This window comes from Actinomyces haliotis (genome assembly GCF_015355765.1).
Classification (GTDB): Bacteria; Actinomycetota; Actinomycetes; order Actinomycetales; family Actinomycetaceae; genus Actinomyces; species Actinomyces haliotis.
Window position 1 is genome coordinate 1 of sequence record NZ_JACWNA010000031.1, and the last position, 19,306, is coordinate 19,306.

A 19,306-nucleotide genomic window follows, 5' to 3' on the forward strand; every position below is an offset into this window, starting at 1 on the left:
GCCGTCGCCCACACCCTGAATGACAGGCCCCGAAAGATCCTGGGCTGGAAGAACCCCAACGAGGTCTTCAACCATCACCTACACTCCCTCCAACACACACGTGTTGCGACCACCGCTTGAATCCGCCGGGAGCTCCTTGTTCAGAAGGGGGGAGAGAGTGGTGCCGACTGGGTGTGAGGTCGGTCTCCCATCTCGGCGAGCAAACCATACGAAGGTTTCCGTCCGTTGTGGTGCGGTTCTCACAAACGTCATCCGCAGGAAACAAATGAGTATGCAGTACTGCGGATGCACATGAGGGCCGCACGATGACGACGAAAGCGGGGCCCCGCACCACTGGTGCGTGACCCCGCTCACTCGTCCACGGTCCGGAACGGGCCCGTGCCCGCCGGCGTCGTCCGGTCAGAACACGCTGGCGTGCTCGGAGTAGTAGCAGGAGACCTCGTGGTCCTCCGCCATCGTCGTGAAGCCCGGGAGCGCCTCGAGGCAGCGGGCGCGCTGCTCGTCGGTGAGCTCGTTCTTGAACTTCGGGCAGCGCGTGCGGAACGGGCAGCCGGAGGGCGGGTTGGCCGGGCTCGGCAGGTCGCCCTCGAGGATGATGCGCGAGCGCGTGCGCTCCTTGGCCGGGTCCGGGATCGGGATCGCCGACAGGAGGGCCTGCGTGTACGGGTGCGCGGGCGCCTCGAAGACCGAGTCGACGTCGCCGATCTCGACGATCTTGCCCAGGTACATGACCGCGACGCGGTCCGCGATGTGGCGGACGACGGAGAGGTCGTGCGCGACGAACAGGTACGACAGGCCGAGCGTGGCGCGCAGCTCGTCGAGCAGGTTGATGACGCCGGCCTGGATGGAGACGTCGAGCGCGGAGACCGGCTCGTCGAGGACGAGGAGGCTCGGCTGAAGGGCGAGCGCGCGGGCGATGCCGATGCGCTGGCGCTGGCCCCCGGAGAAGTTGCGGGCGTAGCGGTTCGCGTGGCTCGGCTCGAGGCCGACGAGCTCCATGAGCTCGTCGACGCGCTTGGAGACGTCGTCCTTCTTCCAGCCGTTGGCGCGCAGGGGCTCGGCGATGAGGTCGAAGACCGGCAGGCGCGGGTCGAGCGAGGCCATCGGGTCCTGGAAGACGATCTGGACGTCGCGGCGCATCCTGCGGCGCTCGGAGCGGCCCACCTGCGACGTGTCGCGTCCGAGGACGACGATCCTGCCCGACTCCGGTGCCTTGAGGTCGAGGACCTCGAGGAGGGTCGTCGACTTGCCGCAGCCGGACTCGCCGACGAGGGCGAGGGTCTCGCCCTTGCGGACGTCGAAGGAGACTCCGGACACCGCGTGGACCGTGCCGACGCGGCGCTTGAAGACGGCCCCCTTCATGAGCGGGAAGTTCTTGACGAGGTCCGTGACGCGCAGGACCTCCTCGCGCTCCTCGTGGGGCAGGCTGAGGGTCTCGGGCGTCTTGAGCCTCGGCAGCGGGTAGATGTCCTGGTAGTCGAGATTTTTGGCCTCGATCTCCGGGAAGCGCTTGCAGGCCGAGTACTGCGGGCCGGCGGGGACCTGGCCGGAGGCGTCGAGGGCTCCCTCGGCGCGCACGAGGGTGAGCTCGGGCTCACCGTTGAGGCACTCCTCGGCGGCCATGGGGCAGCGCGGCGCGAAGGGGCAGCTCGTGGGCTCCTTGAGGAGCGAGGGAGGGTTGCCGTCCAGGGTGGCGAGGGCCGAGTCCTTCTTGGCGTCCAGGCGCGGCAGCGCGCCGAGCAGGCCGATCGTGTACGGCATGCGGGAGCGGTAGAAGATGTCGTCCACGTCCCCGGTCTCGACGATGCGGCCGGCGTACATGACCGCGACGCGGTCCGCCATGCCGGCGACCACGCCGAGATCGTGGGTAATCATGATGACGCCGGCGCCGGTCTCCTGCTTCGCGGTGCGCAGCACGTCGAGGATCTGGGCCTGGATGGTGACGTCGAGGGCCGTCGTCGGCTCGTCCGCGATGATGAGGTCGGGGTCGTTGGCGATGGCGATGGCGATGACGGCGCGCTGGCGCATGCCGCCGGAGAACTCGTGCGGGTAGGCGTTGACGCGGACGTCGGGGTTCGGGATGCCGACGAGGTCGAGCAGCTCGATGGCGCGCTTGTGGGCGTCGCGGTCGCTGATGCCCTTGTGGTGGATCTTGAGGGCCTCCTCGATCTGCTGGCCCACCGTGTAGACGGGGGTGAGTGCCGAGAGCGGGTCCTGGAAGACCATGGCGACCTGGGTGCCGCGCAGCTTGGACATGTAGCCGTCGGAGCGGCCCAGGAGCTCGGTGCCGTGGAGCCGGACGGATCCGGAGACCCTCGCGGAGTCGTCGAGCAGCCCCATGATCGCCGTCGAGGTGACGGACTTGCCGGAGCCGGACTCGCCGACCAGGGCGACGACCTCGCCGCGGGCGACGGAGAGGTTGACGCCGCGCACGGCGTGGACGGTGCCGTCCTCGGACGGGAAGGAGACCTTGAGGTCCTCGACCTCGAGCAGCGGGGCGCTGGAGGTGGGGTCCGGCTGGGCGTCGGACTCGAAGCGCTGCGAGCGCTTGCGCGTGGTGGTCGGTGCGCTCTGCTCGGGCGCGGCGCTGGTTGACGTGGTAGCGGGGCTCATGCCTGGCCTCCGGACTTGGACGAGGAGTCGAGCGCGTCGCGGACGCCGTCGCCGACGAGGTTGATGCACACGAGCATGACGATGAGGATGAGGGCCGGGTAGACGAAGGTCCACGGGTACACGGCGATGTCGCCCTGGGACTGGGCGATGAGGGTGCCCAGGGAGGTCTTCGGGGGCTTCACGCCGAAGCCGAAGTACGACAGGGTCGTCTCGGACAGGACCGCGGAGGCCACTCCCAGGGTCGCGTCGATGATGATGTACGACGAGATGTTGGGCAGGATGTGCCGCGCGATGATGGTCGGCGCCGGGACGCCCATGTACTTCGCGGCCGTCACGTACTCCATGTTGCGCACGGACAGGGTCATCGAGCGGATGACGCGGGCCGAGAGCATCCAGCCGAAGGCGGCCAGCAGGATGATGAACATCGGGATGGAGCCCTTGGAGGCGGCGCCCATCGACTGGCTGATGATGGCGATGAGGAGGAAGGACGGGACGACGAGCAGCAGGTCGATGACCCACAGCGCGCACTTGTCGAACCAGCCGCCGAAGTAGGCGGCGGCCGAGCCCATCGCGGCCGCGACGATCGTCTGGATGCCGGAGACGCACAGGCCGATGACGAGGGACTTGCGCAGGCCCTCAACGAGCATGGCGAAGACGTCCGAGCCGTCCTTGGTGGTGCCGAGCCAGTGGTCGGCGTTCGGGGGGACGTGGAAGTTGAGGAAGTCGGAGTCCGTGTACTTGTAGTGCCCGATGTGCGGGCCGAGCAGCGCGAACAGGACGATGAGGAGGAAGCCGACGAGCCCGAGGACGGCGCTGCGGTTGCGCAGGAAGCGGCGGCGGAAGATCTGCCCGCGGGAGAGCCGCTTGAAGGCGGCGCCCGCGTCCTCAGGCGCCAGGCCCGTGGCCTCGGTGGCGCCCATGTTGGCCTCGTTGACGAGCTCGCCGCCCTGGCGGCCGATCGCGGGGCGGTCGGTGCCGGTGTGGCCCGGCTCGCCCTGGTTGAACTCGGTGGTTGCCATGGTTCAGCTCACCCTCACTCGCGGGTCGATGATGGCGACGAGGATGTCCGACAGGAACGCGCCGACCAGGGTCATGAGCGCACCGAAGGCCGTCACGGCGACGGTGCCGTTGATGTCCATCCTCGAGATGGACTTGATCGAGTACTCGCCCAGGCCGTGCCAGGAGAAGACCGTCTCCGTGATGGCCGCGCCGGTGAAGAGGCCGGCGAGCGCGAAGGCGAAGTAGGTGCCCATGGGGATGAGGGCCGTGCGCAGCGCGTGCCGGGTGATGGCCTTGCGCCTGGGGAGGCCCTTGGCGCGGGCGGTGCGCACGTAGTCGGCGCCGAGCGTGTCGAGCATGAGGTTGCGCTGGTAGCGCGAGTAGGAGGCGATGCCTCCCAGCGACATCGAGATCGTGGGCAGCAGGAGGTGCTGCGCGCGGCCGGCGAAGCCGGAGCCCTCGCCGACGAACTCGAAGTACTGGCCGCCGAGCGCGTGGTTGGCCTCGATGGCGCCGAGCTTGAGGAAGAGCGCGAGGACCATGACCGGCGTTGAGATGATGATGAGGGACAGGACGGTGAAGAAGCGGTCCCAGAAGGAGTACTGGCGCACGGCCGACCAGGCGCCGAGGGCGGTGCCCAGGATCATGCCGATGAAGGAGCCGAGGAAGACGAGGCGGACCGAGACCCAGATGCGGCGGGAGACCTCCGCGTTGACCGACTCGCCCTGCGGGGTCTTGCCCCAGTCCCAGTGGCCGAGCACGCCCGTGATCCAGATCTTGAAGCGCCCCATGACGGGGTCGTGAGGGTTGATGTTGTACGACGTCAGGGTGGCGTAGATGCCGTCCCAGTTGAGCTTGGTGTTGCTCAGGTCGTACAGGCCCAGGGGGTTGAGCTGCGTCGCGGCGAGGAAGTACGCCATCACGGTGGCGATCACCAGGAGGATCGCGTAGTTCGCGATCCGCCGCGCAAGGTATGGGAGCATGCGGTCTTCTCTTCCGGGGGACCGGGGTCGGCTCCCGGTGGGAGCCGGAGCCTCCGGTTGCGGACAACACCGTCCGTCCACGTGCCCGCGGGGTGCTCGGGGCCGGACGGCTGCGCTCACGATACCCGCAACCCGAAACCCTGCGGACATGAAGCGGTGCGAGATTCCGCGACGATCCGCCCAGGTCAGGGCGGGAACCGGGGGTCTCGGCGCCGTCGGCTTCGAGGTGACCGGCGTTGCCACACCGGTTTCTCAGGTTCCGACGGCGCCCGCCCGACGCTCCCCGGAGCGGCTCAGCGGTCTCCGTACAGGGCGATGCTCGCCCCCGGCACGGCGTCGATGAGGTCGCGCGTGTAGTCCTGGCGCGGGTGGGCGAAGAGCGTGTCCGACTCCCCCGTCTCAACGACCCTCCCGCGCTGCATGACGACGACGTCGTCGGCGATCTGCCGGACGACGGCGAGGTCGTGCGTGATGAAGAGGTAGGTAAGGTCGAGCTCCGACTGGAGGTCCGCGAGCAGGCGGAGGATCTGCGCCTGGACGAGGACGTCGAGCGCGGAGACGGCCTCGTCGAGGACGACCACCTCCGGCTTGAGCGCGAGGGCGCGGGCCACGGCGACGCGCTGGCGCTGGCCGCCCGAGAGCTCGTTCGGGTAGCGGCGCATGGCGGACCGCGGCAGGGCCACCATGTCGAGCAGCTCGGAGACGCGCGCCTGGCGCTCCTTGCGCGAGCCGATGCCGTGGACGCGCAGCGGCTCCTCGATGACCCGGTAGATCGAGTACATCGGGTCCAGCGAGCCGTAGGGGTTCTGGAAGACGGGCTGCATCGTGCGGCGCAGCGCGAAGAGCTCCTTGCCCTTGAGCGTGGACAGGTCGACCCCGTTGTGGAGGACCTTGCCCTCGGTGGGCTCGAGGAGGCTCAGGACCATGTTGGCCACGGTGGACTTGCCGGAGCCGGACTCCCCCACGAGTGCCGTCGTCGTGCCGCGGCGGACCCCGAAGCTGACGTCGTCGACGGCCTTGAGGGTGGAGGCGGCCCCCTTCGCGCCGCGCACGTCGAAGACCTTGGTGAGGTGCTCGACGCGGATGACCTCGTCGGCGTCGTCGGCGATCTCGTGGACGCCCAGCTCGTCGTCGGAGACCTGGATGCCCTCGGCGTGCGCGGCCTCGATGCGGTGGGAGGCGAGCGAGGGAGCCGCCTCGACGAGACGCTTCGTGTACGGGTGGCGGGGGTCCTGGAGGACCTCGATGCTGGGCCCGGACTCGACGACGCGCCCCCGGTGCATGACGACGACGTGCTCGGCGCGCTCCGCGGCCAGCCCGAGGTCGTGGGTGATGAAGAGCATCGCGGTGCCGAGCTCGTGCGTGAGGCGTCCGAGGTGGTCGAGGATGCGTCGCTGGACGGTGACGTCGAGGGCGCTCGTGGGCTCGTCGGCGATGAGGAGGCGCGGGCGCGCCGCCAGGCCGATGGCGATGAGGGCGCGCTGGCGCATGCCGCCGGAGAACTCGTGCGGGTACTGGCGGGCGCGGCGGGCGGCGTCGGGCAGGCCGGCGTCCTCGAGGAGGAGGGCGACCTGGTCGTCCACCTTGATGCGGCTGCCCTTGACGTCGGCGTGGACCTCGGCGCTCTCGCCCTCGGCGGCGGCGAGCCTCTTGAGCCGGTCGTCGGCGACGCCGGCCAGGCCGTTGGCCTTGAGGGCCTCCTTGACCTGGAAGCCGATGGACCAGACCGGGTTGAGGTTGCTCATCGGGTCCTGCGGGACGAGGCCGATCTCGCTGCCGCGCAGCTCGCGCAGGCGCTTCGCGCTCGGGTGCGAGATGTCCTCGCCGTCGAAGAGGATGCGGCCGCCGGTGACCCTGCCCGTGCCGGGCAGGAGGCCGATGACCGCGTTCGCGAGGGTGGACTTGCCGGAGCCGGACTCCCCCACGATCGCGACGGACTGGCCGGGGTAGAGCGAGAGGTTGGCCTTGCGGACGGCCGGGACCATCCCCGTCGAGGAGCGGAAGGCGACCTCGAGGTCCTCGACCTGGAGGAGGGGCGTGCGGGCGCCGGTTGCGGCGTCGGCGATGCTGCTGGTGTGCGTGTCAGTCACTTGCGGGCCTTCGGGTCGAGGGCGTCGCGCACGGCGTCGCCCATCATGATGAATCCGAGCACGGTCAGGGCCAGGGCACCCGCCGGGTAGAGGAGCACCGAGATGTGGTCGCGCAGCGCCGACTGGGCGGTGGCGATGTCGGCGCCCCAGGACACGACCGTCGAGGGCAGGCCGATGCCGAGGAAGGACAGGGTCGCCTCGGAGACGATGAAGCTGCCCAGCGAGACGGTCGCCGTCACGATGATGGGGGCCGCGGCGTTGGGCATGACGTGGCGGATGAGGATGGCGAGACGCCCGGAGCCGAGGGACTTCGAGGCGGTCACGAAGTCCTCGTTCTTGACGCTCATGACGGCGCCGCGGGTGATGCGGGCGATCTGGGGCCAGCCGAACAGGGCGAGGACCAGGACGACCGTGATGATCGAGGAGCGGCCCTTGAACAGCTGCATGACGACGATCGCGGCGAGCACGAAGGGCACCGCGAAGAAGATGTCGGTGAAGCGGGCCAGGAGGGAGTCGACCCAGCCGCCGAAGTAGCCGGCGACGGCGCCGATGACGGAGCCGAGGACGACGACGATGAGCGTGGTGAGGACGCCGACCGTGACGGAGGCGCGGGCGCCGTAGACGGTGCGGGCGAAGATGTCGCAGCCCTGGCGGTCGAAGCCGAAGGGGTGCCCGCTGGTCGGGTCGCCGTAGGAGTCCTGGAGCTGGCAGTAACCCGGGTCGGCGTGGGCGAAGAGGCCCGGGAAGAGGGCCAGGAGGACGGCTCCGACGATGAGCACCGCGGAGACCCAGAAGATGGGGCGGCGGCGCAGCTGCTTCCACGCCTCGCCCCACATGGAGGAGGGTGCGGAGTCGTCGGCGACGGCGTCGACGGCGCCGAGGCCCTGCTCGTCGTCGGGCGCGACGAAGCGCTCCTGACCGGCGAGGACCGCGCCCTCGGAGGCGAAGAAGGTGCCCGCCGCCTCGGGGGCGAGCGGTGCGGCGGCGCCCGAGCGCGAGTCGGTGGGCGTCTCGGCGGGCTGCCGGGTCTGGTTCTCGATGGGCTCAGGCATAGCGGATCCTCGGGTCGAGGGCTGCGTAGAGCAGGTCCACGAGCAGGTTGGAGACGATGATGAGGACGGTCGTGAAGGACACGACCGTGGGCCCCTCGCCCTGGAGGATGGCGCGGTAGAGGGTGCCCCCGACGCCGTTGATGTTGAAGATGCCCTCCGTGACGATGGCGCCGCCCATGAGGGAGCCCAGGTCGGCGCCGAGGAAGGTGACGACCGGGACGAGGGAGTTGCGCAGGACGTGAACGATCATGACGCGTGATCCGGACAGGCCCTTGGCACGGGCGGTGCGCACGTGGTCAGCGGAGAGGTTCTCCCCCACCTCCGTCCGCGTCAGCCGCAGCACGTAGGCGAAGGAGACGGCACTGAGCACGACGGCGGGCATGAGCAGCTGCTTGAGCCCGGGGTGGCTCCCGGCGGTGACGGGCAGCCAGCCGGCCTTGACGCCGATGAAGAACTGCAGGACGAAGCCGATGACGAAGGTCGGCACGGCGATGACGACGAGGGAGAGGACGAGGACGGCGGAGTCGAAGACGCCGCCCTTACGCATGCCGGCGAGCAGACCGACGACGATCCCGAAGACGGCCTCGAGCACGAGGGCCATGAGGGCGAGTCAGATCGTCACGGGATAGGCCTGGGCGAGGACGTCGATGATCTCCTTGTGCCCGCGGATCGTCGTGCCGAGGTCGAGGCTGAAGACGCCCTTGAGAAAGAGCAGGTACTGGACGATGAAGGGCTTGTCCAGGTTGTACTCCGCCCGGATCTGGTCCTGGAGCACGGGGCTCAGGGTGCGGTCGCCGCCGAGCGCGGAGACGGGGTCCCCGGGCATGGCGAAGACCATGGCGTAGATGAGCAGCGTGGCCCCGAAGAAGACGGGGATCATCTGCAGGAGCCGGCGTCCGGTGTATCGGAGCATCAGCCCTCCTCGTGAGTGGGTGTCAGTGGTGGGGTGCGCGGGGTCGGTGGGTGCTGAGGGGCGACGGCGGGCGAGGTGCTCGTCGCGGCGCGCGTCGAGCACCTCGCCCGTGGGGTCAGCGGATCAGAACTTCGAGATCTTCTCGGCCTGCTCCCACAGCTTCTTGGCCTCGTCGGCGTCGTAGCTGAGGACCTCGTTGCCCTCGACCTTGTCGCTCCAGCCCTTGATGACGGGGCTGGTGAAGTCGGAGGCGGGGGTACGGGTCTCGTAGTAGAGCGTGTCGCAGATCTGCTTGCGGTTGATGGCGCGCGAAAGGGCGGCACGGCGGGCGCGGCCCTCCTCGTCCATCTTGAAGTGCTCGGTGTTGACGTCGATGGAGAAGCACTGGATGACGGCGCCGGGCTGGTTGATGGCGCGGTCGCCGAGGTCGTCCTTGAAGGAGGACAGGGCCGAGTCCGGGACGGAGTCGATGACGTCGACCGCGTCGGAGAGCAGGTCGTTGTAGGCGGCGTCGTAGTCCGTGTAGAAGGTGAAGGTGACGCCCTTGTTGGCGGGCTTGCGGACGCCGTCGTAGCTCGAGTTGACGACGAGGGCCGCCTGGGAGTCGTGGTCCCACGAGTCCAGCGTGTAGGGGCCGTTGCCGACGGGCTTCTCCCCGAAGCCCTTCATGTCGTCGAAGGCGGAGTCGGGCAGCGGGTAGAAGGCCGCGTAGCCGAGGCGGAGCGCGAAGTCGGAGGCCGGGGCGGTGAGCTTGATGGTGAAGGTGTGGTCGTCAACCTTCGCCAGGCCCGTGAGCTCGGAGTCCTTGTCGTAGGAGAAGCCCTCGATGGGCTCGTAGAAGTAGCTCGAGAGCTGGTTGTTCGAGAGCTTGGCGCCGTAGTTCCAGGCTTTGATGAAGGAGTCGGCGGTGACGTCGGTGCCGTCGGAGAACTTCCAGCCGTCCTTGATCTTGACGGTGAAGTTCTGGTTGTCGCTGGTCTCGATGGACTCGGCGACCTCGTTCTCCACGGATCCGTCGGTCTTGTAGGAGACGAGGCCGGCGAAGAGGAGGTCGACGATGCGGCCGCCGCCGACCTCGTTCGTGTTGGAGGGCACGAGCGGGTTCTGGGGCTCGGTGCCGTTGGCGAGGACGACGCCGTCGGAGGCGGTGGTCTTGATGGCGTGGTAGACGGGGACGGCGTGCCAGTCGAACTCGACGTCGGAGACGTTGTTGGAGTAGCCGCCGAAGCCGTTCTGGTACCACAGCGGGATGGCGGGAAGGTCCTGGAAGAGGGTGGTCTGGGCCTTCTCGTAGTCGGCGAGGGCCGTGGCGTCGTCGCTCGCGGCGGCGGCCTGGGCCAGCATGTCGTCGAAGTCCTTGTTGGAGTACTGGGCGTCGTTGGAGCCGGCACCGGTCTGGTAGACGGAGCCGAGGAAGTTGGCCATCGACGGGTAGTCGCCCTGCCAGCCGGAGCGGAAGGCGCCGACGAGGGTGTGCTTGGTGATCTGGTCGCGCATCTCGGAGAACTGCGCGAAGGGCAGCGGCTCCATCTTGATGCCGAGGGTGTTGTTGACGGAGTTGCAGACGGCCTCGACCCAGGCCTTGTGGGGACCGTCGGAGTTGTAGGCGAGGGTGAGGGTGCCGCCGGAGGCCTGGCCCTGGCCGCCTGAGGCGGCGGATGCGCTCGAGGAGGAGGACGAGGAGTCCGAGCTGGAGCCGCAGCCGGCGAGGATGACAGCGGTGACGCCGGCCATGCCGAGGCCGAAGGAACGACGGGAGATCTCGGGGGTGTTCATGGGGTGCGATACCTCCGGGACGGGTTGCCGATGTCTCCGGCGGACCGGCGCCTGACGCGCCGATCGACTGCATGAGTATGCACGACATTCGAAACGTGAGTGTCATCTTCCGCCGAGTCGCGCTCATCTCCCGGCTGGTCCGGGGACGCCGCCCGGTCACCGGGCACCTGCCGCAGGACGTCCTGCGGCAGAGGCGCAGGGACCGTGTCCCCAGGCGCCGCCGGCGGCACGCCGGGGCGCGCCTCCCGCGCTTCAGCGCCAGGCGGAGGCCAGGCGCTCGTAGGAGCGGCGCCGCGCGGCGGCGTCGTGCGCGTAGGTGAGGACGAGGAGCTCGTCGAGGTCCCAGCGCTCGGCCAGCTCGTGCAGCCGGGCGGCGACGGCGTCGGCGGTGCCGACGAAGGACAGCGCGAGGGAGGCCTCGACGGCCGCGTCCTTGCCCGAGGCGAGGGCGCGCCACGCTGCGGCGTCGTCGGCGGGCGGATCCAGCGGAGCGGGCCGACCTCCGACGATGCGCGCGGTCGCGGCGCGCTGCGTGAAGAAGAGGCGCTCCGCCTCCTCAGCGGTCTCGGCGACCATGACGTTGACGGCGGCCGCGGCGTGGGGCCGGCGGTCCTCGACGACGCTCGGTGCCTGCGCGTCGAAGACGGAGCGGTAGGTGACGAGCGCGGCCTCGGCGGGCGCGGGCGCGAAGTGGGAGGCGACGATGAAGGGCAGGCCGAGGCTGCCGGCGACGCGCGCACCGTTGACCGAGGAGCCGAGGACGGCGACGCGCGGGCTCGTCCCCTCCCCCGGGACGGCGCGGACGGTCTGCGGGACGGCGGGGGCGGAGGCGTCCGGGTCCTCGACGGGCAGGAGCGAGCCGGGGACCGAGTGGGAGCCCCCTACCCCGCCGAGGTAGGCGAGGACCTCGAGGATCTCCTCGGTGAAGCGGCCCGGGTCCGCCGCGCGGCGACGCAGCGCGGCGGCGGTGACAGGGTCGGTACCGGGCGCCCGACCGATGCCGAGCCCGACGCGCCCCGGGTACATGGTCGCGAGCGTGCCGACCTGCTCGGCGATGACGAGCGGCGCGTGGTTGGGCAGCATGATGCCGCCGGAGGAGACGCCGAGGCGCTCGGTGGCGGCGAGCACCTGTCCCATGAGGACGGTCGTGGCGCTGGCGAGGTAGGTGGTGGAGCCGTGGTGCTCGGCCAGGTAGTAGCGCTCGTAGCCCGATCGGTCCGCGGTGCGCGCCAGCTCGACCATCTCGGCGAGGGCGTCAGCCCGGGTGCGTCCGGAGGAGACGGGGACGAGGTCGAGGACGGAGAGCACCGGAGAGGCGCTGCTTGCCGGGGTCCAGGCTGCGGTCACCGCGCCACCATAATGGCGCGGCGCGAGCGTGCGCCCAGGACGCACGGCCCACGCCGCGGTGGTGGGGGTCTCAGCCCGCGGCCTGGCGGGACCGCCGGCGAGCGCCGGGTCGTCCGCGCACCGCGCGGCTCAGGCCGCGGCGCTCGGGCGCGCGGCGCCTCGGCCTCGGCCCCGCAGGCGGGCGTCCGAGCGCCGGTAGATGGTCGCGAGGACCGCGCCGGACAGGTTGTGCCAGATGGAGAAGACGGCTCCCGGGAGCGCCGCCTCGGGCGTGAGGTACTGGATGGCGAGGCCCGCGGCCAGGCCCGAGTTCTGCATGCCGACCTCGATGGAGGTGGTGCGGGCGACGCGCGGGTCGTCCTTGGCGGCGAGGTGGCCGGCGCACCAGCCCAGCAGGTAGCCGAAGACGTTGTGGCAGGCGACGACGAGGACGACGAGCAGGCCGGCGGCCTTGATGGTGTCCGCGCTCTTGCCGACGACGGCGAGGACGACGTAGCAGATGCCGAGGACGGAGACCCAGGGCAGGGCGGGAAGGACCTTCGCGACGAGCCGTCCGGCGACGGCGCGCACGATGAGGCCTCCGAGGACGGGCACGAGGACGATCTTGACGATCGACACCGCCATGTCGCCGCCGGCGACGGGCATGTACTGGCCGGCGAGCCACTTGGTGAGCAGCGGCGTCATGATCGGTGCGAGGAGCGTGGAGATGGAGGTCATCGTGACGGAGAGGGCGACGTCGCCCTTGCCGAGGTAGGAGATGACGTTGGAGGAGGTGCCGCCGGGGGCGCAGCCGACGAGGATGACGCCGGCGGCGAGGGCGGGGTCGAGCTGGAAGACCTTCGTGAGGACCCAGGCGACGCTCGGCATGATGACGTACTGGGCGACGACGCCGATGACGACGGGCACGGGGCGGCGCGCGACGAGGGTGAAGTCGGGGACCGTGAGGGTCAGGCCCATGCCGAACATGATGATGCCGAGGGCGACGTTGGTGCCGCTGGCGAGGGAGGCCGCCCGGTCCGGGACGACCATGGCGATGACGAAGGACGCCAGGATGAGGAGGGGGAAGATCGTCACGGCGACGCGCGCCGAGCGGTCCTCCTTGCTGGGGCCCGCCTGGGACGTCGGAACCTGGGGAGTGCTCATGGTCTCGCCCTACCGCCCCGTCCCCATGGTGGGACGGGGCGTCTCAGTGGCCGGTCAGGAGATCTGACGACCGAGCACGCCGGCCGCGACGAGCGACTTGAGCAGGTCGCCCAGCAGGAAGGGTGCGACGCCGGCGCCGAGCGCGGCGCCCAGCCCCATGCCCGTGGCCGCCATGAGCCACAGGACACCGGGCACGTAGACGAGCGCGGAGGCGAGCAGCATGAGGCCAACGCGGACCACGAGTCCGCGGCCGGCCCCGCCACTGCGGACCGTCGCGCGTCCCGCGACGGCGGCCGCGAGCGCGTAGCCCAGGACGTAGCCGAAGGACGCGGTCACCCCACCGGACCAGCCGGCGAGGACCGGGGCGCCGACGGCGGCCAGTCCCGCGAGGAGCAGCACGGAGAGGACCCCGCGGCGCGATCCGAGCAGCCCCCCGACGCCGAGCGCCGCGAGGGTGCCGAGCGTGACCGGCACGGGCGTGAAGGGCAGGGGCAGGGCGAGCTGGCCGATGAGCGCGACGGCGGCGGTGCCGGCGAGGACGAGGCCGGACTCGCGGGCGACGCGCTGGGCGCGCGAGCGCGGCGCGGCGACCTGACGGGCGGCGGTACGGGGGCTGAGGATCTCGTTCGTCGTCATGCGACAAGAGTACGGAAACGGCACTCGCGCAGCACCGGGCGACGTCGCCGGTAACCGGCCACTGCGGTTAGAGGTTGTCCACAAGTCGACGGGCCCGACCGAGGGGACGTGAGCCGCCGTCGAGGGTCCCGACGGCGCTCGCGGCGACTTCTCAGGCCCCCGGTCGCGACGCCGTCACGCAGCGCGTCGCTGCTCGGGCAGGTGCTGCTCGACCCAGGCGAGAAGGTCATGGGTGACCTCCTCGCGGTTCGTCTCGTGGAGGAGCTCGTGGCGGGCGCCCGGGTAGAGGCGGAGCGTCACGTCGTGCACGCCGGCCCGCCGCATCCGGGTGGCGACCCGTGACACGCCCTTGCCCGCTCCCCCGACGGGGTCCTCCGAGCCGGAGACGATGAGGAGGGGGAGGTCCCGGGGGACCGAGTCGAAGGCGCGGCGGGCGTTGACCGCGATGCCGCCGGCGAGGAGGTCCCGGTAGAAGCCCGCGGTGCACGTGAAGCCGCACATCGGGTCCGCGAGGTAGGCGCTCACCTCGGCGGCGTCGCGGGAGAGCCAGTCCATGACCGTGCGCGCGGGGGCGAAGGGGGCGTTGTAGGGCGTGAGGACCTGGGACTCGAGGACGGAGCTCGGATGGCGTGGGCCGCGAGCGCGAGCCTCAGCCAGTGCGAGGAGCCGCCCGGCGCGGGCGGCGGGGCCGGGGTCGCCGGCGGTCCCCATGACGACGGCGCCGACGACGCGACGGCGGTCGCAGCGAGCGAGGCAGCCGCGCACGATGAGGGAGCCCCAGGAGTGGCCGAGGAGGATGACCGGGGCGTCGGGCCAGGTGCGAGCGATCTCGTCGCGGACGGTGTCCTGGTCCCGGAGGAGCTGGTTCCAGGAGGCGGCGTCGCCGGTGTGGCCGCGCTCGTGGTCGCCGTCGATGGTGGCACCGTGACCGCGGTGGTCGTCGGCGACGACGGCGAGTCCGCGCGCGCAGGCGGCGGCGGCGAAGCGGCGGTAGCGGCCCGAGTGCTCCGCCATCCCGTGCACCACCTGGACGACGGCGCGGGGCGACCCGGGCGCCGGGACGCGGTCGGTGCGCACCGCCCCGTCATGAGCGGCGCGCGGCTCGTCACCCTCGGAGGCGGACGCCGGCGCGGGGCTGCCGAGGACGCGCACGGCGTCGGGGACCCACGAGCGCACGGCGAGGCGCTTGCCGTCCGTGGCAGTGAGGGATGTGCTGGTGGACTTCACAGGGGGCTCGATGGTCGATGGGCGCGAGAACGGCCACAGGCTAGTAACAGGTTGCCGCGAGCGGGCGGGACGGAAGGGCGCTCACGGCACTTCTTGCGGATTCCGCGGCCCTGGTCTCACCTGGCAGCCCACCCGGGTGAAGAAGATCCCGTCCGTCGGACTGCCGGGCCACCGTCGCGGGGACGCGGCGGTCGGGTGGCCGCGCTCTTTGCGAGTACGGCCGCGCGCCCGCGAGGAGGCGTCGCGGGGACGCCCAGGGTCGCCCGGGCTCCGTGATCGCGTCCTGCCGCTGCGCCGCACGGCCTGCGCGGCGGCGGTCCGTCCGGGGACGCCCGGACTCCGTTGACGCGCTCAACGCTGGACGGCCTCCCCGGGAGCCTCCTGAGGGCCGGGCGGGGCGCAGGCTGAGAACGCGTCCGAGGACGGCCGGCGACCGACTCGCATACGGTGCCGCCATGGCCATCCACTCCTTCACGCTCGTCCCTGCCGCCTACGTCCTCCTCCTGCGCGAGCGTGACGCCGGCGCGCCCGAGGTCCTCCTCCAGCTCCGGCGGAGCACCGGGTACATGGACGGCTACTGGGCGTGCGGCGCCGCGGGGCACGTCGAGGCCGACGAGTCCGTGCTCCGGACCGCGGCCCGCGAGACCCACGAGGAGCTCGGGCTGCAGGTCGAGGAGCGCGCGCTCGAGCCCCTGACGGCGATGCACCGCACAGGCGACCTCGGCGGAGCGCCCATCGAGCAGCGCGTCGACTTCTTCCTCGTGCTGCGCGACTGGGACGGGGAGCCGGCGGTGCAGGAGCCGGAGAAGAACGGCGGGCTCGCGTGGTTCGCACTCGACGCGCTGCCCGACCTGGTCCCGCCGCACGAGCGCGTCGTGCTCGGGCTGCTCGCGACCTCGCTGGAGCCGGGAGGCGCCCCGGTCCCGCCGATCACGACCTTCGGCTTCCGCGCCGGGGAGGACGTCGAGCTCTACCGCGAGGCCCGCGAGCACTGAGCAGAGCCGCGCGGGGGCACCGCCAGGCTCAGCCGACGGAGAGGCGCAGCTCGTTGCCCCACGGGTCGGCGACGACGAGGCGCCCTGCACTCGCACCGTCATCGCAGCCGGCGTCGACGTCCTGGGTGAGGGAGATGCCGTGCGAGCGCAGCCGCTCCGCCGTCTCGGCGATCCCAGCGGCGTCGGGCAGGGTGATGTCGACGGTGCCGAGCCCCAGGGCGGGGGCGCGCAGGCCCGCACCACGAGTGCCCCACACGTTCATCGCCATGTGGTGGTGGTAGCCGCCGGCGGAGACGAAGAGCGCCTGGCCGGGCATGACGCTGGTGACGTCGAAGCCGAGCGCGTCGACGTAGAAGTCCCGCGCCGTGTCGACGTCGCCGACCTGGAGGTGGACGTGCCCGACCTGCCCGCCGACGTCGAGGCCGTCGTCGGCGGAGACCTCGCGGCCGGCGGCAACGGAAAGGCCCTCGCGGGCCGCGGCGATCTCGCGCTGCGTCCCGGAGACACCGAGGTGGCCCATGAGGAACTCGTTCGGGTCGATGAAGAGCGTGTCCATGCGGACGCCGTTCTCGTCCCACTGCCAGGTCTCGCGAGGACGGTCCCAGTAGAGCTCGACGCCGTTGCCCTCGGGGTCGTGGAAGTAGAAGGCCTGGGAGACGAGGTGGTCGCCGGGGCCCTCGAAGAGCTCGGGGTGGCGCACCCACATGCGCACGAGGGAGCGGGCGAGCTCGCGCGGGGAGTCGAAGACGACGGCGGTGTGGAACAGGCCCGCGGTCCCCTGTCGGCGGGGTCGCAGGTCGGGTGCGTCGACGAGGGTGACGACGACGCGGCCGCCCAGGCCGAGCACGGTGCGGCCGGGGGCGGTGGCGAGCGGGGCGAGACCGACGCCGCGGACGTAGAAGTCCTCCATGGCGCGACGGTCGGCGACGAGGAGCTCGACGGCGCCCATGCGGGTGCGAGCGTCGAGGCGCTCGCCGGAGCCGACGTGGTGGGCGGCCCGGGTGACGCCGTCGGTGCGGTGGGCGACGTCGAGGAGCGGCGTCGTGGTGGGAGCGATGGTCATGGGGACCTCCTGTTCGTTGAACAGTCAACCATGAGAGGTGGTCGCGCGTTCCGTGATCCTGGACTCAGGCGAGCGCCCCCAGCCCACCGATCGACCGATCCCGGCACGCGGATCGACCGGTCCCGACGACGAGAGCGGGAGGACAGGAGGGCGGGCAGGCCCGGTGCCGGCTCAGACGCGGAGGAACTCGAGGATCCCCGGGAGCTCGCGGCGGGCCTGGACGAGACCGGCCTCGTAGGCGCTGACGACGCGGTCGTAGCGCAGCTCGCCGTTCTCGATGCTCATCCGGTCCGGGGTGAAGAGGTAGACCTCGCCGTCCCTCACGCCCTGCTCGATGCGCTCGAGCTCGGCGTTGTAGTTCGCCGGTCGGTTGATGATGCCCTCGGCGACCAGCGGCATCCGGCGGAACATCCGGCGGTAGGCGCGCGGGCGGCGCTCCTCGGGCTTGCGGTAGCCGGCCGGACGGGTGGAGACGACGAGCATGCGCGTGTACCCGTCGGCACGGGCGGCGTCGGTCGCGAAGCCGCCCGTCGGGCCGAGGGCCCCGTCGAGGTAGGGGTGCCCGTCGATCTCGACGACGGGCATGAGCACCGGCATCGACGAGGACGCCTGGCAGCGGATCCCGAGGGTCGCGAGGTCGGGCATGTCCTCGATGCCCCAGTAGACCTCCTCACCGGTGTCGCAGCGGTAGGAGCCGATGCGGACCGTGACGTCGGAGGCCTTGTAGGTCGGCCAGTCGAAGGGGATGGACTCCTCGGGCAGCGAGGTGTGCCGGTAGATGTGCTCGGCGTTGAAGTAGCCCTGCCGGTGGGCGAAGGAGCGCCAGCCGCCGGCCTCCGGGTCGGTCGTGAGGCCGACGAAGGCCTCGCGGGCGCGCCACAGGTCGCGGGAGACCATGTTGACGGTGTTCGACGAGCCGGCCGAGATACCGCCGACCCAAGGGAAGTGGAGTCCCGCCTCGAGGAGCACCTGGACGAGGGCCGCCGTGTAGGTGCCGCGCATGCCACCGCCCTCGAAGACGAGCGCGACGTCGTCGACGCGGGTCGTGATCGGGGCGGGCTCGTGGCCGGGCTGCCCATAGGGGACGGGGCGGGCGGGTGCGGCGGCGCGACGGGGCGCATCCTCCGGAAGGGACGTCGGGAGGGACGTCGCACGGGGCTCAGGGGCGGAGGCGGGACGGGGATCCTGTGCGCTGCTCATGATGGCGCTCACCGTACCGCCCGGGCGAGGGCCGTCGGCGAACGCCCCGTGCCCGTGGACGGACCGCGGACCTAGCCTGGGCGCATGACGAAGCCCCGGATCCTCCAGCAGCTCAACCTCGGTGCGAAGCAAGCGCGCAACAGACTGTGGATGCCGCCCATGTGCATGTACAACGTGACCGAGCAGGACGGCGTGCCGACTCCGTGGCACGTCCTCCACTACGCGACGCGCGCCCAGGGCGGCTTCGGCACGGTCATCGTCGAGGCGACCGCCGTGGAGGCGCGGGGGCGCCTGTCGACCTACGACCTCGGCATCTGGGACGACTCCCAGGTGGCTGGTCACCGGGCGGTCGTCGACGCCGTGCACGCGGGCGGCGCGCTCGCCGGCGTCCAGCTGGGGCACGGGGGCCGCAAGTCCGGCACGGCGCCCTGGCGTCCCGTCGTGACCGGCTCGCGCCAGGGGACCCTGCCCGGCTGGGACCTCATCGGCCCGAGCGCGATCGCCTACCCGGGCCACGCCGTCCCCCGCGAGCTGACGACCCAGCAGGTGCGCGGGCTCGTCACGGCCTTCGTGGACGCCGCGGCGCGCGCCGTCGAGGCGGGCTACGACGTCATCGAGCTGCACGGCGCCCACGGCTACCTCCTCCACGAGTTCCTCTCGCCGCTGTCCAACCACCGCGACGACGAGTTCGGCGGGTCGGTCGAGGGCCGGCGCCGCCTCCTGCTGGAGGTCGCCCGGGCGGTGCGCGGCGCCATCGGCCCGGACCGGGTCCTCGACGTCCGCCTCTCGGCGACGGACTGGGCCGAGGGCGGCCTCACCGGAGAGGACACCGCGGAGCTCGCGCGCGAGCTCGTCGGGGTCGGCGTCGACGTCGTGCACGTCTCGACCGGCGGCAACGTGCCGGGCACGATCCCGATCGGCCCGGGCTACCAGGTGCCGTTCGCCGCGCAGGTGAAGGAGGCCGTCTCCGGCATGACGACGGCGGCCGGGTCCGCCCCGGTCGTCGTGGCGGTCGGCCTCATCGAGGACGGCGCCCAGGCCGAGGAGATCCTCGCCTCCGGCGAGGCTGACGCCGTCGCGGTGGGCCGCGTGGCGCTGCGCGACCCCTACGTGCCGCTGCGCTGGGCGCACGAGCTCGGTGTCAACGACTGGCAGGAGGCCGGCTTCCCGGTCCCCTACTGGCGGGGCGCCTGGCGGGCCTGAGCGAGTACCCCGTTGCCCGGCCGGGCGACGGAGGCGGGGAGCCGCGAGCGCACCGGGTACCCGGTG

Annotated in this window: 14 protein-coding genes and 1 pseudogene; 2 read left to right on the forward strand and 13 right to left on the reverse strand. The window is 71.5% G+C overall.

Features of this window, described 5'->3' with window-relative positions; all coding sequences use genetic code 11:
- Window positions 1-399 precede the first annotated feature (399 nt).
- From IXW69_RS11110 to IXW69_RS11160, 11 genes and pseudogenes are all read right to left on the reverse strand, one after another.
- The gene (locus IXW69_RS11110) at window positions 400-2,613 is read right to left on the reverse strand and encodes an ABC transporter ATP-binding protein (RefSeq protein ID WP_194786405.1); all 2,214 of its coding nucleotides are present in this window, start codon (window positions 2,611-2,613) and stop codon (window positions 400-402) included.
- The gene (locus IXW69_RS11115) at window positions 2,610-3,632 is read right to left on the reverse strand and encodes an ABC transporter permease (protein WP_323745300.1); all 1,023 of its coding nucleotides are present in this window, start codon (window positions 3,630-3,632) and stop codon (window positions 2,610-2,612) included. Before IXW69_RS11115 ends, IXW69_RS11110 begins: the two co-directional genes overlap by 4 nt.
- A gap of 3 nt (window positions 3,633-3,635) precedes the next feature.
- The gene (locus IXW69_RS11120) at window positions 3,636-4,595 is read right to left on the reverse strand and encodes an ABC transporter permease (protein WP_194786406.1); all 960 of its coding nucleotides are present in this window, start codon (window positions 4,593-4,595) and stop codon (window positions 3,636-3,638) included.
- A gap of 293 nt (window positions 4,596-4,888) precedes the next feature.
- A complete protein-coding gene (locus tag IXW69_RS11125; protein ID WP_323745301.1) occupies window positions 4,889-6,685 on the reverse strand; it encodes an ABC transporter ATP-binding protein in 1,797 nt (598 codons plus the stop codon).
- Complete coding sequence (locus IXW69_RS11130; protein WP_194786407.1) at window positions 6,682-7,737, reverse strand: ABC transporter permease; 1,056 nt, start codon at window positions 7,735-7,737, stop codon at window positions 6,682-6,684. The genes IXW69_RS11125 and IXW69_RS11130 overlap by 4 nt, the downstream gene beginning before the upstream one ends.
- A pseudogene (locus IXW69_RS11135) lies at window positions 7,730-8,650 on the reverse strand (ABC transporter permease). The gene IXW69_RS11130 and the pseudogene IXW69_RS11135 overlap by 8 nt, the downstream one beginning before the upstream one ends.
- Window positions 8,651-8,773: 123 nt before the next feature.
- Entirely contained in the window at window positions 8,774-10,426 is a 1,653-nt protein-coding gene (locus IXW69_RS11140) for an ABC transporter substrate-binding protein (protein ID WP_194786408.1), read from the reverse strand.
- A gap of 252 nt (window positions 10,427-10,678) precedes the next feature.
- Window positions 10,679-11,773, reverse strand: a complete 1,095-nt coding sequence (locus tag IXW69_RS11145) for an LLM class flavin-dependent oxidoreductase (protein ID WP_323745302.1) — start codon at window positions 11,771-11,773, stop codon at window positions 10,679-10,681.
- Between the two features lie 129 nt (window positions 11,774-11,902).
- Window positions 11,903-12,916, reverse strand: coding sequence for a bile acid:sodium symporter family protein (locus IXW69_RS11150; protein ID WP_194786409.1), 1,014 nt, complete (start codon window positions 12,914-12,916; stop codon window positions 11,903-11,905).
- A 54-nt stretch (window positions 12,917-12,970) separates the two neighbouring features.
- Window positions 12,971-13,552: a biotin transporter BioY gene (locus tag IXW69_RS11155; protein ID WP_194786410.1), complete on the reverse strand. Its 582-nt coding sequence runs from the start codon at window positions 13,550-13,552 to the stop codon at window positions 12,971-12,973.
- A gap of 174 nt (window positions 13,553-13,726) precedes the next feature.
- Entirely contained in the window at window positions 13,727-14,779 is a 1,053-nt protein-coding gene (locus IXW69_RS11160; RefSeq protein WP_194786411.1) for an alpha/beta fold hydrolase, read from the reverse strand.
- Window positions 14,780-15,234: 455 nt separating this feature from the next.
- Here IXW69_RS11160 and IXW69_RS11165 point away from each other — a divergent pair, with 455 nt between their 5' ends.
- Complete coding sequence (locus IXW69_RS11165) at window positions 15,235-15,774, forward strand: NUDIX domain-containing protein (protein ID WP_194786412.1); 540 nt, start codon at window positions 15,235-15,237, stop codon at window positions 15,772-15,774.
- 28 nt (window positions 15,775-15,802) lie between these two features.
- Here IXW69_RS11165 and IXW69_RS11170 read toward each other — a convergent pair whose 3' ends face one another.
- Window positions 15,803-16,837 carry a VOC family protein gene (locus IXW69_RS11170; RefSeq protein WP_194786413.1) on the reverse strand — a complete coding sequence of 345 codons (1,035 nt, stop codon included), beginning with the start codon at window positions 16,835-16,837 and terminating at the stop codon, window positions 15,803-15,805.
- 171 nt (window positions 16,838-17,008) lie between these two features.
- Window positions 17,009-18,037, reverse strand: coding sequence for a patatin-like phospholipase family protein (locus IXW69_RS11175; protein WP_194786414.1), 1,029 nt, complete (start codon window positions 18,035-18,037; stop codon window positions 17,009-17,011).
- A gap of 84 nt (window positions 18,038-18,121) precedes the next feature.
- Here IXW69_RS11175 and IXW69_RS11180 point away from each other — a divergent pair, with 84 nt between their 5' ends.
- Window positions 18,122-19,240, forward strand: a complete 1,119-nt coding sequence (locus tag IXW69_RS11180) for an NADH:flavin oxidoreductase/NADH oxidase (RefSeq protein WP_194786415.1) — start codon at window positions 18,122-18,124, stop codon at window positions 19,238-19,240.
- The last annotated feature ends 66 nt before the right edge of the window (window positions 19,241-19,306 follow it).

Coding starts and splice junctions, on each gene's coding strand:
- IXW69_RS11110 (WP_194786405.1), bottom strand. CDS start 2,613: ATGAGCCCCGCTACCACGTCAACCAGCGCCGCGCCCGAGCAGAGCGCA.
- IXW69_RS11115 (WP_323745300.1), bottom strand. CDS start 3,632: ATGGCAACCACCGAGTTCAACCAGGGCGAGCCGGGCCACACCGGCACC.
- IXW69_RS11120 (WP_194786406.1), bottom strand. CDS start 4,595: ATGCTCCCATACCTTGCGCGGCGGATCGCGAACTACGCGATCCTCCTG.
- IXW69_RS11130 (WP_194786407.1), bottom strand. CDS start 7,737: ATGCCTGAGCCCATCGAGAACCAGACCCGGCAGCCCGCCGAGACGCCC.
- IXW69_RS11140 (WP_194786408.1), bottom strand. CDS start 10,426: ATGAACACCCCCGAGATCTCCCGTCGTTCCTTCGGCCTCGGCATGGCC.
- IXW69_RS11150 (WP_194786409.1), bottom strand. CDS start 12,916: ATGAGCACTCCCCAGGTTCCGACGTCCCAGGCGGGCCCCAGCAAGGAG.
- IXW69_RS11155 (WP_194786410.1), bottom strand. CDS start 13,552: ATGACGACGAACGAGATCCTCAGCCCCCGTACCGCCGCCCGTCAGGTC.
- IXW69_RS11165 (WP_194786412.1), top strand. CDS start 15,235: ATGGCCATCCACTCCTTCACGCTCGTCCCTGCCGCCTACGTCCTCCTC.
- IXW69_RS11170 (WP_194786413.1), bottom strand. CDS start 16,837: ATGACCATCGCTCCCACCACGACGCCGCTCCTCGACGTCGCCCACCGC.
- IXW69_RS11175 (WP_194786414.1), bottom strand. CDS start 18,037: ATGAGCAGCGCACAGGATCCCCGTCCCGCCTCCGCCCCTGAGCCCCGT.
- IXW69_RS11180 (WP_194786415.1), top strand. CDS start 18,122: ATGACGAAGCCCCGGATCCTCCAGCAGCTCAACCTCGGTGCGAAGCAA.